A 14563-nucleotide genomic window follows, 5' to 3' on the forward strand; every position below is an offset into this window, starting at 1 on the left:
TCCTCATCCTTTCGAGCAGACCGCCCTTAGCCCCGGATCCTGTGCCGGAAGTTTCAACCATTGCGCGCCCGACAACGTGCCATCGGGCGCAAGCTTGGCACCCCCCAGCAGATCGGCGCGACTGTCGGTGGCACAATCATAGACCGTGGGCACCGTCTGTATCCGGCGCCAGCGCCCGATCAGCAGCATATCCGTTTGCGCGAGTTGCGGCGCGCTCGCGACAGGGTGGGTGACCTTGTCGCTATCCAGCGCCATGAACCGCACAACCATCGGGAACAGATAGCTCCAGGGCCGCCACGGCACGCTTTCATCAACCTCTTGCAAGACGACCACCGACTTGGGCATTCCGGCGCGCATATGCGAATACCAAGTGTATTCGATCCAGATTGAGTACACGATGATCGTCGCACCCGCCGCCGCTGGCATCACCCATTTCGCCAAGGGCACGCCGCGGTATTTCTTGCTGAGATGGCTGATCAAGAACACGATCAGCCCGACAAAAAGTGCCGCCGCGATAGTCGATATGAAATCGTTGAGCATAGATCCTCCCTAGCCGACCGCGCCTAATCCATGCCCGGCAGCCGATTGCATTGTACGCACCACAACGAAGGCGTCGCGCAAATGCGAGCGTTCGAAATCCGACAGGTCGGACGGTGCGAGATAATTGTCGGGCTTGCGCCCGGAACGTACCAGATGCGCCTGATTTTCCAGCCGCATCGAGGCGATCAGATCATAGGCCTCGATCAGGTCGCGCGCGCCCGAATGCGACAGCACGCCTGCGGCCTCGGCCTCTGCCAGCCGGGCGCGGGTGTTCACAACGCTCAGGCGGGCTTGCAGCGCATAGATGCGCGCCAGATCGGTGACCGGCACCACGCCGTTGTGTTTCATGTCGATATGGTTGCGATACTCGCCCGAGCGGATCGTGGCAAAGCCGCGCAGCAGCCCCAAGGGCGGCGCATGTTTCAGGCTGTTGGCGATCATATGGGCCACGAAGATCGAGTTCTTCGAGGCGCGCGTCAGCGTCTCGGCCTGCAACTCGGTGAACAGGCTTGCGCCATTGCCCCCGATCGCGCGCAGATCAAACATCACCGAGGCCAGCATTTGCGCCTCGGGATTGGCCTTGGAAATCCAGCCGTCGAAATAGCTCCGCCAGACCCGGACCGGCTGACACCAGCGCGGGTTCGTCGCCATCATGTCACCGGGGCAATAGACATAGCCGCAGGCATCCAGCCCGTCCGAGACGATCTTGGCGAGCGCGCGGAAATACACCATGTCGGCCTCGGTCACAGCGTCATCAAGGAAGAGGCAATTGTCCTGATCGCTCACCCCGGTCTGTTCTTGCCGTCCCTGACTGCCACAGGCCAGCCACAGATAGGGCACGGGCGGCGCGCCAAGCTCTGCCTCGGCCAATGCCAGCAAGCGGCGCGTTACCGCATCGGCGATATCGGTGATCAGGCGCGTCACCACCTCATGGGCGTTATGCCCGCCCACCAGTTGCACCAAAAGCTGCGGGATTTGTGCCGTCACCAAGGCCATTTCGGCGACGTTGCTTGCCGCTGCCACATCGCGGATCAGCACCGCAGACGAGACCGCCTGAAACCGCGTCAGATCGGTCTGGGTGACCATACCCACAAAGCGCCCGTGATCGGTGATCGGCAGATGGCCGACGCGGTGTTCCAGCATGATATGCAGCAGATCCGTACCCAACCCCTCGGGCGTCAGCGTCACCGGATCGGGCGTCATCACGGCGCTGACGGGCGTGTCGGGCGCGCGCCCCTCGGCCAGCACCTTATTCGACAGATCGCGCACCGTGATGATCCCTTTCAGCGCCCCCTCTGGCCCGGTCACACCAAGCGAGGAAACATGCTGGTCGCGCATCATCTGCGCCGCCTTGGTCACGGTTGTTTCGGGCGCGCAGGCAATCGGGTCGCGCGCCAACAGATCGGCGACCTTGAGCGTGGCGATGGAATGGGTGCGGGTCTCTCCGCCGCGCGAGCGGTTGAAAAAGCGCGCGAAGGCCGGTGTATCTTCTGACAGGGCGCGAAAGTCTTGAGCAGGCAACATTAGCAGCACGGTTTGCGCACTGGCCTTGGCCGTGGTCGCAGCCAGCCCGTCGCGCATCAGCCCCCGCTCACCAAAGCTGTTGCGCGGCCCCAGAATGGAGACCAGCGCACCGTTCTGATCGGTCACTTCGACTGCGCCGCGTTTGATCAGATACAGGCCCTCAAGCGGCGCGTGATAGGTATAGATCACATCGCCTTCAGCGTATTCCATGCGGCGGAAAGAACTGGCGACACGCTCCAGCTCATTGCGCGGCAGGTTGTCATAAGGGTGAACGCCTTCGAGAAATGCGAGGATCGGGGTCAGATCGACGTTCATGATCTTGGTCCTTTTGGGGGAAGAGGCGCCCCGTTGCAGGGCGCCCCTCGGTCGTTCGCAAGTCTTGGGCAAAGCTTACACCCTGCCCAAGCCAAAGTCTCAGTGGTCCGTCGCCGCACCGGCCCCTTTGGGGATACGGATCGATTCCACCAGTTCCTGAATATCTTGCGGGGTCTCTTTGGTCATGCCCGACACGATGAACGCAGTCGCGAAGTTGAGAACCGCACCGATCACACCGAACGAGGTCGATTTGATCGACAAGATCATCGGGTTTGCATCCGAGAAGCTTGCGGTATCGGCCACGAAGAACCAGCCCTTGTGCAGGAAGATGTAGACCAGCGTGGTCGTCAGACCCACCAGCATCCCTGCCACGGCACCCGAGTTGTTGATCTTCTTGGAGAAGATCCCCATCATCAAAGCCGGGAAGATCGAGCTGGCCGCCAGACCGAAGGCCAAGGCCACCGTCTGCGCTGCAAAGCCCGGAGGGTTGAGACCCAGATAGGTCGCGACCGCAATCGCCACACCCATCGAGATCCGCGCCGCCAGTAGCTCACCTTTTTCCGAGATGCCGGGGTTGATCTGCGATTTGATCAAGTCGTGGCTGACAGCCGAAGAAATTGCCATCAGCAAGCCCGCAGCCGTGGACAGAGCAGCCGCCAGACCACCTGCTGCCACCAGCGCGATCACCCAGCCCGGAAGGTTGGCGATCTCGGGGTTGGCAAGCGTGATGATGTCACGGTTCACGTCCAGCTCGTTGGTGTCGGGATTGGCATTATACTCGATCATGCCATCGCCGTTCTTGTCCTCGATTTTCAACAGACCGGTTTTTTCCCAGTTCCGAACCCAAAGATCCTGCGGAGCGGTTTGGATCTGGCTCAACTCTACCGCCGGCTGGCTGACGCCATTGGGGTAGAAGGTGTTGATCAGGTTCAGACGCGCCATCGCCCCCACAGCCGGAGCGGTGAGATAGAGCAGCGAGATGAACACCAGCGCCCACCCAGCAGAGCTGCGCGCATCAGCGACAGTCGGCACGGTGAAGAAGCGCACGATGACGTGGGGCAGACCGGCGGTGCCGATCATCAGCGTCATGGTGAACAGGAACATGTTGAGGGTGGTATCGTGCATCCCGGTATAGGATTTGAAGCCCAGCGCCTCGACCGTGTCGTTGAGGGTCGAGAGGATCGGCATCCCGGTGTTCACGTCATTGGAGAACAGGCCCAATGCCGGGATCGGATTGCCCGTCAGTTGCAGCGAGATGAAGATCGCCGGGATCGTGTAGGCGATGATCAGCACGACATATTGCGCCACCTGCGTATAGGTGATGCCTTTCATGCCGCCCAGAACCGCATACAAGAACACGATGGCCGCACCGATAAAGAGGCCGGTGGTGTTATCGACTTCCAAGAAGCGCGAGAACGCCACGCCCACACCCGTCATCTGACCGATAACATAGGTGATCGAGGCGATGATCAGGCAGATCACGGCCACGGTACGCGCCGTTTGGCTGTAGAAACGGTCGCCGATGAATTCCGGCACGGTGAATTTGCCGAATTTGCGCAGGTAAGGCGCGAGCAGCATCGCAAGCAGCACATAGCCACCAGTCCAGCCCATCAGGTAGGTCGATGCGTCATAGCCGCTAAACGCGATGATACCGGCCATCGAGATGAACGACGCCGCCGACATCCAGTCAGCGCCGGTTGCCATCCCGTTAAGAACCGGATGCACGCCGCGACCTGCTGCGTAAAATTCCGCAGTCGAGCCCGCTCGGGCCCAAATAGCGATGCCGATGTAAAGCACGAAGGTCGCGCCAACCACCAGCAGGTTCAGAGTAAACTGATCCATATCCCTCTAGTCCTCCCTAGATGTTCTTATTCTTCGACGCCGTGTTCGCGGTCCAGTTTGTTCATCCGCCACGCATAGGTGAAGATGAGAACCAGGAACACGAGCACCGCACCTTGCTGAGCGAACCAGAAGCCCAGATCAGTGCCGCCGATTTTGATGCCCGCAAGCATCGGACGCAGCAAAATGCCAAACCCGAAGGAAACGACAAACCAGATCACCAGAAACAGCTGGATGGTCCGGATATTCGCCTTCCAATAGGCGTTGGACGAGGATTTGTCCGCCATGAGCGTAACTCCCTTTCGTTTTCTCCAGACGGGCCCCTCATGGGCCCGCCCCTCCCGTAGTCAGGTCGAGACGCGCGCAACGATCGACCCCAAATCCGCAGCGATCTTGTCGATGGAGCCCATCGCGTCGATCTCTTGCAGAACACCGAGCGCCCGGTAATGGGCGATCAGCGGCGCCGTTTGCGCGTGATAGGCTTCTAGCCTGGCACGCGCCGTCTCGGCGTTGTCGTCGGCCCGGCGTTTGAATTCCGTGCCGCCGCATTTGTCACAAACGCCTGCAACTGCAGGCTGTTTGAATTCGTCATGATAGCCTTCGCCGCATTTGGCGCAGGTATAGCGGCCCGCAACGCGCGTGATCATCGCCTCGTCATCAACTTCAAGGCTGATCGCGGCGTTCACATTTTGGCCGGTGTAGTGCAGCAGCTTGTCGAGATCCGCCGCCTGCCCCGCCGTACGCGGAAACCCGTCAAGGATGATCCCACGCGCCACATCGGGCTGGGCAAGACGGTCGCGCAGAATGGCCAGCACGATCTCATCGCTGACCAGACCGCCCTCTTCCATCACCGCCTTGGCAGCCTTGCCTGCGGGCGTGCCCTCGGCGACCGCTGCGCGCAGCAGATCGCCGGTGGACAACTGCACCAAGCCGAACTTTTCCTCGAGCATGCGGGCCTGCGTGCCCTTGCCTGCCCCCGGAGGGCCAAGCAGGATCAGAACGGCGCTTTTTGCGTCAGTCATCGCCTCTCCTCCCTTGGCCATCACTTGACGCCGCGGTTTTCGATCAACTCCTCGACCACCGACGGATCGGCCAGTGTCGAAATATCGCCCAACGAGCCGAAATCATTCTCGGCGATCTTGCGCAGAATGCGGCGCATGATCTTGCCCGAACGGGTTTTCGGCAGGCCCGGAGCCCATTGGATGATGTCGGGTTTGGCAATCGGACCGATCTCGGTGCGGACCCATTTTTCAAGCTCTTTGCGCAGCTCTTCGGTGGGTTCGACATCGTTCATCAAGGTGACATAGGCGTAGATGCCCTGACCTTTCAGCTCGTGGGGATAGCCAACGACGGCGGCCTCGGCCACAGCCTGATGCGCGACCAGCGCGGATTCGACTTCGGCCGTGCCCATCCGGTGACCCGAGACGTTGATCACGTCATCAACGCGCCCGGTGATCCAGTAATAGCCATCCTTGTCGCGACGACAGCCGTCACCGGTAAAGTAATAGCCGCGATACTGGCTGAAATAGGCTTCTTGGAAGCGCTCGTGATCGCCCCAAAGGGTGCGCATCTGGCCCGGCCAGCTATCAGAGATACACAGCACGCCCTCGGCCTCGGTTTCATCCTGACGCTGCGCGGTTTGCGCATCCAGAATAACCGGTTTGACGCCAAAGAAGGGGCGCGTTGCCGAGCCCGGTTTGGTCGCTATCGCGCCGGGAAGCGGGGTCAGCATGTGGCCGCCCGTTTCCGTCTGCCAGAACGTATCGACGATCGGGCATCTGCCCTTGCCGATATGCTGATCATACCAAGCCCATGCCTCGGGGTTGATCGGTTCACCGACCGAGCCCAGCACCTTGATCGAGGACAGATCGTATTTCTCGACCCATTCCTTGCCCTGCCCCATCAGCGAGCGGATCGCGGTGGGGGCGGTATAGAACTGGCTGACCTTGTGCTTTTCGCACACGGCCCAGAAGCGGCCCGCATCGGGATAGGTCGGCACGCCTTCAAACATGATCGTGGTCGCGCCATTGGCCAGCGGACCATAGACGATATAGCTGTGGCCGGTGACCCAGCCGACATCGGCGGTGCACCAGAACACGTCGCCATCGTGATAGTCGAACGTGTATTGATGCGTCATCGAGGCATAGACAAGATAGCCGCCCGTCGTGTGCACCACGCCCTTGGGCTTGCCCGTCGAGCCAGAGGTATAGAGGATGAACAGCGGGTCTTCGGCACTCATCGGACGCGGCGGACATTCGGGCGAGACGTTATCCATCAGCGCCTTCACATCGACATCGCGGCCCTGAATCCAGCTCGTCTGATCGCCGGTATGCTTGACCACAAGGCAGCGCACCTTGTCCGAGCAATGCAGCAATGCGGCATCGGCATTCGCCTTGAGCTGCGTGCGACGCCCGCCACGCGGGGCACTGTCAGCGGTGATCACCAGCTTGGCGCCGCAATCGTTGATCCGGTTGGCCAGCGCATCGGGCGAGAAGCCCGCGAACACGATGGAATGGATCGCGCCGATGCGCGCACAGGCCAGCATCGCATAAGCGGCCTCGGGGATCATCGGCAGATAGATCACCACACGGTCGCCGCGCATCACGCCTTGGCTTAGCAGGACGTTGGCAAAGCGATTCACCTTTTCGGACAGTTCGTTATAGGTGATATGCAGCGCAGGGGTTTCGGGATCATCGGGCTCAAAGATGATAGCGGTCTGAGAGCCGCGCGTGGCCAAATGGCGATCAACGCAGTTCACCGAAGCATTGAGCACGCCATCCTCAAACCATTTGATCGAGACATTGCCGTAGGTGAAATCGGTGTTCTTCACCTTGGTGAACGGGGTGATCCAATCCAGGCGCTGGGCCTCGCGGGCCCAGAACTTGTCAGGCGTATCGATCGATTCCTGATACATCGCGCGATATTTCGCAGCATCCGCATGTGCGTTCTCAAAGCCCGGCGGAATTTCTTTTAGGTCCGGGATTTGATGCGCTTGTTCCTGAGCAGCCATTGGCTTCCTCCCACAATTTCATGTCGCGGCGCGGCGCCGCCTCCTGCCCGCGACACCGCCGCAGGCACTTTACCCCCGTTAAGTGTAACCCATACGTTAAGTTTCATGTAACCCCCTTTATGTATTAGATTTTTCTGTAAATTATTTGACAGAGTTTGCGCTAACTTTGTAAAGTTAGCAAATTATGTCAAAAAATAGGCAAGCTGTTTCAATTGCTTGGCTGTTGAGAGCTTAGAAAATCTGTGGGGTTTGCAAATTGACCGGGAGGTCAAGGTTTTAGCGGCGCGCGAAATCGGCCCGGTTAGATGACGCGCGCGTGATTCGAGCTCAGAGCGGGGCGGGGAGGATATCCACACCCGCCTGCGCGAGCCCATAGGCGTTCAGCGCCTGCACGATATCGGGGCGGGCATTCACGATCACCAGCGCCCCACCCCGGCGCTGCAACTGCTTCGCAAGCGTTGCAATCATTTGCACGCCCGTGGAGTCGATGAAACTTACCTCGGCCACGTCGATCTCGACCATGCGCGGGCGCTGTGCGATCCGCGTCAAGATCGTGCCCAAACGCGCGACAGAACCGAAAAACACCATCCCGTGCAGCCGGTAGCGCAGCACGTCGGGGTCTTGCGCCTCGGGGTTATCGGCCGCCGGTGCGCTGCCTTCACGCAGCTGCGCCAGCTCGGCCATATGGCGAATGAACACCAGCCCGCCCAGCGCAAAGCCCAGCACGATTCCCTCGGCCAGATCGCGGAAGGTCACGACAAGGAACGTCACCCACAACACCAGCGCATCGCCGCGCGAGGCCCGCGTCAGCGCTGCAAATTCATGCCGCTCGATCATGTTCCACGCCACAATCCCCAGCAGCCCCGCCAAGGCGGCCAGCGGAATGCTTCCCGCCAAGGGCGCGGCCACCATCATCGTCGCCAGCAAGATCACCGAATGCGCAATCCCAGCGATGGGCGAGCGCGCGCCAGCCCGCACATTGGTTGCGGTGCGCGCAATCGTGCCGGTCACGCAGATGCCGCCAAACAGCGCCGATCCGATATTGGCGATGCCCTGTGCCACCAACTCCATATCCGAGCGATGCTGCCCGCCGCTCATCCCGTCAGCCACCATCGCCGATAGCAGCGATTCAATCGCGCCCAACAGCGTGAAAGACAGCGCCCAAGGCAGTGCTGTGCTGACCTTGTTCCAGCTCAGATCGGGGAGTGCGGGGGCGGGTAGAAAACGGGGCAATTCGCCGAATTTGCTGGCGATGGTTTCCACCGGCAGGCCCGCCAGCGCGGTGATCAACGTGACCAAAGCCACCGCGATCAACAGCGAGGGCAAGCGCGGCGCAAACCGCTTGAGCCCGACAATCAGCGCAATCGTTGCAAGCGCCACGGCAATCGCCATCGGGCTGGCAGTGCCTCGCGCACCCCAAAGTGCCGCGATTTTTGGCAAGATCGGCCCCGGCTCACCACCCGGCAGGGACAGGCCCAACATGTCTTTGAACTGGCTGGCAAGAATGATCACCCCGATCCCGGTGGTGAACCCGACGGTCACCGGATAGGGCATGAACCGAATGTAGCCCCCCAGCCGCAACACGCCCAGCAGGGCAAGCATCACACCCGATAACAGCGTCGCCAGCACCAAGCCAGACACGCCCGTTTGCATCACGCACGCCGCGACCAGAACAATGAACGCCCCTGCCGGCCCGCCAATCTGAAACCGTGATCCGCCAAAAGCCGAAACCAGCGCGCCACCCACGATCGCGGTGACAAGCCCCCGTTCGGGCCCCACCCCCGAAGCAATCGCAATCGCCATCGACAACGGCAGCGCCACGATGGCCACCGTCAGACCCGCGACCAGATCGGCACGCAGATCGCGCAGCCCATAGCCTTCGGCCAACGCGGTTAATAATTTGGGACGCAAAGGAACATGCGGCATGCCAGAGACACCCGCCTTCCCGGCCTGGGTTGTTTCACTCATGATGGGACGCTAACTATGATTATGTGGCGCCAACAAACGCCTCGCATTCGGGCTTGTCAAGCGCCCCACCGAGAGAAAAATGCCCCAATCCCCGATCCGCCCCACCGATGACGACGCGCGCACTCTGGCGCGAAGCCTGATCGCGGCGGCGACATTCGGGGCGCTGGCGGTAAATGACGCCAATAGCGGCTTTCCCGCCGTGAGCCGCATTGCGATTGGAACAACACCCGGGGGAGAGATCGCGACACTGGTCTCGGGGCTTGCGGCGCATACGGGCGCGCTGCTGGCTGATCCGCGTGCCGGGCTGCTGCTGGGCGAGCCGGGGGAGAAGGGCGACCCGCTGACCCATCCGCGCCTGTCGCTGCGCATCTTGGCCGATCAGATCGGGCGCAATGAGACGCGCTTTGCGGCGCTGCGCGCACATTGGCTGGCGACCCATCCGAAATCGAAACTTTATATCGACCTGCCCGATTTCACCTTCTTTATCCTGCGCCCGCAATCGGGTGCGCTGAATGGCGGTTTTGGGCGCGCCTGGCAGCTCAGCGCGCATGATTTGGCACCCGCCAGCTGAACGAAAGGCGCGCGAGGGTTTCCCCCCGCGCGCCACCGCCTCACCCCAATCGCCGCACCGAAGCCCGACTCGCAATCAGATCGGAGTGTCCATCCGCAGCACGATCTGCATTCGCCCTTTGGTCGCCTCAGGCCAGTTGATCGTCGCAAGCGTCTTGCTTGCCCCCTGTTCGACCGCCACATAGGGCATCGCTTCGATCCGCGTCCCCGAGGCGTTGCGCACCATCCCCTCGGCCACGAGCCCCTGACAATTGCGCGCCCAGCCGCCAAAGGGCAGATAGTCGCTTGGATCGACCGTCCAGACCGATTGCGCACTGGATTGGTTGACCTCAAGGACCACCAGATTTTGCGTTATACTATTGATCGCGTTAAACATATTGCCTTCAAAGGTGATATTGCGCATCCGCGAGCGATCCAGATCGGCAAATGTCGTATCGATCCGCTCGATCCGGTCGATATTGCCGTTGAGCGATTTGAACACATTGTTCGCCACGCTCAAACCCTGCACGAAATGCCCCGCCCCATAGGGCTTGATGGACAGCCAGGTAAACCACGGCGCGACATTGATGCACACACAGGTATTGCCCGTCAGCGTCAGCCCGCCAAAGCTGTATTCATTGGCGAAACCGGGATCGGCGTCGTGTTCATTGGTCCACTCGATCACCGAGTTGTCGATGTAATTGCCCGTCACCGCTGCCTGCACATTGGTCTGGGTGAACACCAACCCGGCGACCCGCACGCCCGCCGTTTCTTCATCGCCCTGAAACCAGTGATTGCCGACAATCAGATGACCTGAGCCATTCAGAACGAAGGTCGTCCCGAACCGCACGAAACGCGAATCCCGGATCTTGCTGTCATTGGCATTGACGTTGAGCACGACCGATTTGCGATCCTGCGCCGGCGTCAGCATTTCGTCTGACAGGAACTGGCAACCATCGACCAGCAGATCCTGACAGCCCCGCCCAATCGAAGTGATCCCGCGATCCTTGGGCCGCACCACATATGAATCGCGGATCTGCGTCATCTGCCCATCCGGCGCCAGCATCAGACAGCTTGCCGCGCCATTGCACAGGAATTCGACATTGGCGATGTTGAACCGGTCCAACTTATCCATGCCCGAGAAATCCAGCACATATTGATAGCGCGTGAAGGTGTAATTGCGCGTGCCCGACCCGCCATAAAGCGGCTGCGACAGATACAACGTCCCCGCGCCGATATTGACCGATTTCACATAGACCTCGCGGCCCACACCGCTGCCCGTGATATGCGCGCCCACCGGGATATTGGCGATATTGGCGACATTGGTCAGCTGCATGGATTGCGCGCTGGAATAGGTCGCCTGCGAGGTCACAACCTGATCATTCCAAACGGGCCCCTCAATCACGTTGAACTGACCGTTCTGCAGAATCCGCCGGTTCGAAAAGCTCGACAGGTCCGGGGCGATCTCATCAATCCGGATCGGTGCGGAAATCTCGACGCGCCGCCCCTTCAGGTCCAGCACATTGTGATCGGTATAGCCAAACAGCGCCTGCAACGCCTTCTTGAACCCAAGCTCTTCGTCGCCAAAAGCCTCGGCATAGGTCGGGAAATCAAATGAGGACAGCAGCGCCAACTTAGCGGCGACCGGCATCACCAAAGTGCCCACGAACTTGATCGGCGCCTTGATCGAAATCGTGGATCCAAGGAAATAGCTGCCCTCCGGCACCACGATCTCACGGCCCGCTGCGGCCTGATCCGCGGCCACAAACGCGGCCGAGTCATCGGTCGTCCCGTCACCAACCGCGCCGTAATCGCGCACATCGACCCAATCCATCATGTCGCGCAGGAAGGCGTCAGTCACATCCTCGATCTGGATGTCATCAATGCGCACGACACCGCCATTGGCCCCGGTCATATCCAGCCCGAAATAGCCGTCATGGGGCTGCATTCCCCAGACCATATCGACACCCGCCCGGTTGCCAGTGCCAACAATCGCAGAGACCTCGACAATCTCGCCATAGCTGAGCAGCGCAACGCTAGGTCCAACCTCGTTCAATCCGCTGATATGCGCACCGCTTGCACTGACCGCATAACCCGCAATCCGCACCGAAGGCAGGTTGCCACTCATCGCCTTCATCCGCGCCGAGATTTTCAGGTAGGTCCCCGGCAGGATCGGCGTTTTGACCATTGCGCGCAGCTTTTGCGTGCTCTGTGTCTTGAGCAGCTCCAGACAGCCGGAAAAATCCGCATCTGCTGGCACAAAGGCCGCATTCGCTGCATCCTCATAGGTGGTCGAGCCCGGCGTGCCGTTCTCGCTCGACCATTGATCCAGCCCTTCATCGAAAGCGGGCGGGGTCAACACCAGCCCATCGGTAATCGCCACGTTCATCAGCAATCCTCTTGTTCCTGTTCCCGCCCACCCGGCACGGCGCATCGGCCCAAAGGCACAGGCGCGTGGATCGCTCCACTCTGGCTGCCATGGCCTGGGGATACTCGTGCTGGGGATCGACCGAAGCGCGCGCCTCGGCCCAACAAGAGCTAGAGGAGAAGGTTAAAGAAGTGCTGAGAGCACCGTGCGCCGTCCCTTGGGAGCCGCGCAAACGAAAACCGCCCGCGCGATCTGCACGGGCGGTTCTGATAGTGGTCTCGCTGTGGGTTAAGCGACCAGTTCACCTGCCAAGGCCCGGTCGATCAGCGCGATCGTTTCATCAACACCGTAAAGTGCGATGAACCCGCCAAAACGCGGGCCTTGCGAGGCACCCAATAGCACCTCGTAAAGCGCCTTGAACCAATCGCGCAGCGGCTCAAACCCATGCTCCTTGCCCACGGCGAAAACGATCGTTTGCAACGCATCTGCGGGGTCTTCGAACTGCACATGCAAGTCTGTTTTGGGCAGGGCAGCCAATTGATTGCGCAGATCTTCGATTGCCGCGCGCTCAAGATCGCTGGGCAGGCGGAACTGGCGCTCGGGGGCTACAAAATCGGTAAAGTAACGCACTGCGAAGCCCGCCGCCTGATCCAGATCGGGATGGGTTTCGGGCGTGGCATCGGGCGCATACCGCTTGATGAACCCCCACAGCCCCTCCTTGTCGCTCGACCCGGCAACGCTTGCGAGGTTCAGCAGCATCGAGAACGGCACAACCATGTGGCTTTCAGGCGGTTGGCCGCCATGAATGTGCCAGACCGGATTATTGGCCTGCTTTTCAGCATCCTGATCGGGAAATGCGCGCAGCTGCTGGTGGTATTCATCCACCGCTTTCGGGATCACATCGAAATGCATCCGCTTGGCGGTCTTCGGCTTGAGATACATGAAATAGCTCAGGGACTCCGTCGAGGCATAGGTCAGCCATTCATCAATCGACAGCCCGTTGCCTTTCGATTTGGAAATCTTCTCACCATTGGAATCCAGGAACAGCTCATAGGTGAAATGCTCGGGCGCACGGCCTCCCAGCACCCGGCAAATCCCGTCATAGATCGGCGTGTTCGTCGAGTGATCCTTGCCATACATCTCGAAATCGACATCGAGCGCCGCCCAACGCATGCCGAAATCGGGCTTCCATTGCAGCTTCACATTGCCACCCGTGACCGGCAGCGTCCATTCGCGCCCGTCCTCGTCGTCAAAGGTCACCGTGCCGTTCTTGGCGTTGACCTCTTTCATCGGCACATACAAAACGCGCCCCGTTTCGGGATGGATCGGCAGGAAACACGAATAGGTCTGCTGACGCTCTTCGCGCAAACTTTTCAACATGATGGCCATGATGTCATCATAGCGCTCCGCCGAACGGATCAGCATGTCGTCGAACTTGCCGGATTTGTAATACTCGGTCGCGCTCGCGAATTCATACTCGAACCCGAACGTATCAAGGAACCGGCGCAACATCGCGTTGTTATGATCGCCAAAGCTCGGGTATTCCCCGAACGGGTCGGGCACCGAAGTCAGCGGCTCTTGCTCGTGCTTGCGCAGCATGTCCTGATTGGGCACGTTCGTCGGCACTTTGCGCATTCCGTCCATATCGTCGGAAAAGCACAGCAATTTCGTAGGGATATCCGAGATCACCTCGAAGGCGCGCCGGATCATCGTGGTGCGCGCAACCTCGCCAAACGTGCCAATATGGGGCAGCCCCGAGGGCCCGTAACCCGTCTCAAACAGCACGTATCCCTTCTCGGGATCCTTCTTCTCGTAGCGTTTAAGCAGCCGACGCGCCTCCTCAAAGGGCCAAGCCTTGGAAGTCATCGCAGCGTCACGCAAGCTCGTCATAGCACACCTCATCGCGGCGCGCCCATCGCGCCCACTCGCGCCCCACCTATTGCGGCGCGCGCTCACAGTCAATAATTTGCACCCTGAACCCCTAGCAGGAGCCTCCCCTTGCCCGATATTTTGTCCTCGCTCTCGTCCCAAGACGCCCTGATCGCGGTAATGGTCGCCATTTCCGCCGCAGATGAGCATGTGCCCACCTCCGAACTCATCGCAATCAACCGCATCATCGACCACATGCCGATCTTTGCCAGCTACGACATCGACCGCGCCGCACGCGTGTCGAAATCGGTCTATGCGTTATTTGAAGAAGAAGACGGGCTGGAGGCGCTGTTTGGCCTGATCCGTGCGGCCTTGCCCGAACGTCTGTATGAAACCGCCTATGCGCTGGCTTGCGATGTGGCCGCCGCCGATGGCACGATCCGCCAGACCGAGCTGCGCATGCTCGAGGAAATCCGCAGTGAATTGGCCATCGACCGACTGCATGCGGTGGCTATCGAACGCGGGGCGCGGGCGCGACATATGACGCTTTGAGGCCGCGTTAACCGCGTCGAAACCGGGCT

General features: G+C 60.3%; 11 protein-coding genes. 2 read left to right on the forward strand and 9 right to left on the reverse strand.

Annotation, left to right across the window (positions count from 1 at the left end; translation table 11 throughout):
• Positions 1–3: 3 nt before the first annotated feature.
• The 7 genes from AB4874_RS14865 to AB4874_RS14895 all read right to left on the reverse strand — a co-directional run bounded on the left by AB4874_RS14865 (position 4) and on the right by AB4874_RS14895 (position 9154).
• Complete coding sequence (locus tag AB4874_RS14865) at positions 4–540, reverse strand: hypothetical protein (RefSeq protein WP_368392567.1); 537 nt, start codon at positions 538–540, stop codon at positions 4–6.
• A 9-nt stretch (positions 541–549) separates the two neighbouring features.
• Positions 550–2379: a DUF294 nucleotidyltransferase-like domain-containing protein gene (locus AB4874_RS14870; RefSeq protein ID WP_368392568.1), complete on the reverse strand. Its 1830-nt coding sequence runs from the start codon at positions 2377–2379 to the stop codon at positions 550–552.
• A 99-nt stretch (positions 2380–2478) separates the two neighbouring features.
• Positions 2479–4221, reverse strand: a complete 1743-nt coding sequence (locus tag AB4874_RS14875; protein WP_295533513.1) for a sodium:solute symporter family protein — start codon at positions 4219–4221, stop codon at positions 2479–2481.
• 26 nt (positions 4222–4247) lie between these two features.
• Positions 4248–4505 carry a DUF4212 domain-containing protein gene (locus tag AB4874_RS14880; protein ID WP_295533511.1) on the reverse strand — a complete coding sequence of 86 codons (258 nt, stop codon included), beginning with the start codon at positions 4503–4505 and terminating at the stop codon, positions 4248–4250.
• A gap of 60 nt (positions 4506–4565) precedes the next feature.
• On the reverse strand, positions 4566–5240 hold the full coding sequence (locus AB4874_RS14885) for an adenylate kinase (protein ID WP_295533509.1): 675 nt from the start codon (positions 5238–5240) through the stop codon (positions 4566–4568).
• Positions 5241–5260: 20 nt separating this feature from the next.
• Positions 5261–7228 (reverse strand): acetate--CoA ligase, encoded by a 1968-nt coding sequence (gene acs, locus AB4874_RS14890; protein ID WP_368392571.1) that lies wholly within the window; start codon positions 7226–7228, stop codon positions 5261–5263.
• A gap of 327 nt (positions 7229–7555) precedes the next feature.
• The gene (locus tag AB4874_RS14895) at positions 7556–9154 is read right to left on the reverse strand and encodes a SulP family inorganic anion transporter (protein ID WP_368392615.1); all 1599 of its coding nucleotides are present in this window, start codon (positions 9152–9154) and stop codon (positions 7556–7558) included.
• A gap of 121 nt (positions 9155–9275) precedes the next feature.
• Between AB4874_RS14895 and AB4874_RS14900 the strand changes: the two genes are divergently transcribed.
• Positions 9276–9767, forward strand: coding sequence for a HugZ family pyridoxamine 5'-phosphate oxidase (locus tag AB4874_RS14900; protein WP_368392572.1), 492 nt, complete (start codon positions 9276–9278; stop codon positions 9765–9767).
• A 75-nt stretch (positions 9768–9842) separates the two neighbouring features.
• Here AB4874_RS14900 and AB4874_RS14905 read toward each other — a convergent pair whose 3' ends face one another.
• Both AB4874_RS14905 and AB4874_RS14915 read right to left on the reverse strand, forming a co-directional pair.
• Positions 9843–12134, reverse strand: a complete 2292-nt coding sequence (locus AB4874_RS14905; RefSeq protein WP_438273488.1) for a glycosyl hydrolase family 28-related protein — start codon at positions 12132–12134, stop codon at positions 9843–9845.
• A gap of 267 nt (positions 12135–12401) precedes the next feature.
• Complete coding sequence (locus tag AB4874_RS14915) at positions 12402–14003, reverse strand: lysine--tRNA ligase (RefSeq protein WP_295533501.1); 1602 nt, start codon at positions 14001–14003, stop codon at positions 12402–12404.
• Between the two features lie 108 nt (positions 14004–14111).
• Between AB4874_RS14915 and AB4874_RS14920 the strand changes: the two genes are divergently transcribed.
• Positions 14112–14534: a tellurite resistance TerB family protein gene (locus AB4874_RS14920; RefSeq protein WP_295533499.1), complete on the forward strand. Its 423-nt coding sequence runs from the start codon at positions 14112–14114 to the stop codon at positions 14532–14534.
• Positions 14535–14563: the final 29 nt, after the last annotated feature.

It is taken from the genome of Thioclava arctica (assembly GCF_040892615.1).
In the GTDB taxonomy this organism is placed as follows: domain Bacteria; phylum Pseudomonadota; class Alphaproteobacteria; order Rhodobacterales; family Rhodobacteraceae; genus Thioclava; species Thioclava arctica.

Bases quoted from the DNA above. Each gene is read 5' to 3' on its own strand.
- AB4874_RS14865 (WP_368392567.1), bottom strand. From the start codon at position 540: ATGCTCAACGATTTCATATCGACTATCGCGGCGGCACTTTTTGTCGGG.
- AB4874_RS14870 (WP_368392568.1), bottom strand. From the start codon at position 2,379: ATGAACGTCGATCTGACCCCGATCCTCGCATTTCTCGAAGGCGTTCAC.
- AB4874_RS14875 (WP_295533513.1), bottom strand. From the start codon at position 4,221: ATGGATCAGTTTACTCTGAACCTGCTGGTGGTTGGCGCGACCTTCGTG.
- AB4874_RS14880 (WP_295533511.1), bottom strand. From the start codon at position 4,505: ATGGCGGACAAATCCTCGTCCAACGCCTATTGGAAGGCGAATATCCGG.
- AB4874_RS14885 (WP_295533509.1), bottom strand. From the start codon at position 5,240: ATGACTGACGCAAAAAGCGCCGTTCTGATCCTGCTTGGCCCTCCGGGG.
- acs (WP_368392571.1), bottom strand. From the start codon at position 7,228: ATGGCTGCTCAGGAACAAGCGCATCAAATCCCGGACCTAAAAGAAATT.
- AB4874_RS14895 (WP_368392615.1), bottom strand. From the start codon at position 9,154: ATGCCGCATGTTCCTTTGCGTCCCAAATTATTAACCGCGTTGGCCGAA.
- AB4874_RS14900 (WP_368392572.1), top strand. From the start codon at position 9,276: ATGCCCCAATCCCCGATCCGCCCCACCGATGACGACGCGCGCACTCTG.
- AB4874_RS14905 (WP_438273488.1), bottom strand. From the start codon at position 12,134: ATGAACGTGGCGATTACCGATGGGCTGGTGTTGACCCCGCCCGCTTTC.
- AB4874_RS14915 (WP_295533501.1), bottom strand. From the start codon at position 14,003: ATGACGAGCTTGCGTGACGCTGCGATGACTTCCAAGGCTTGGCCCTTT.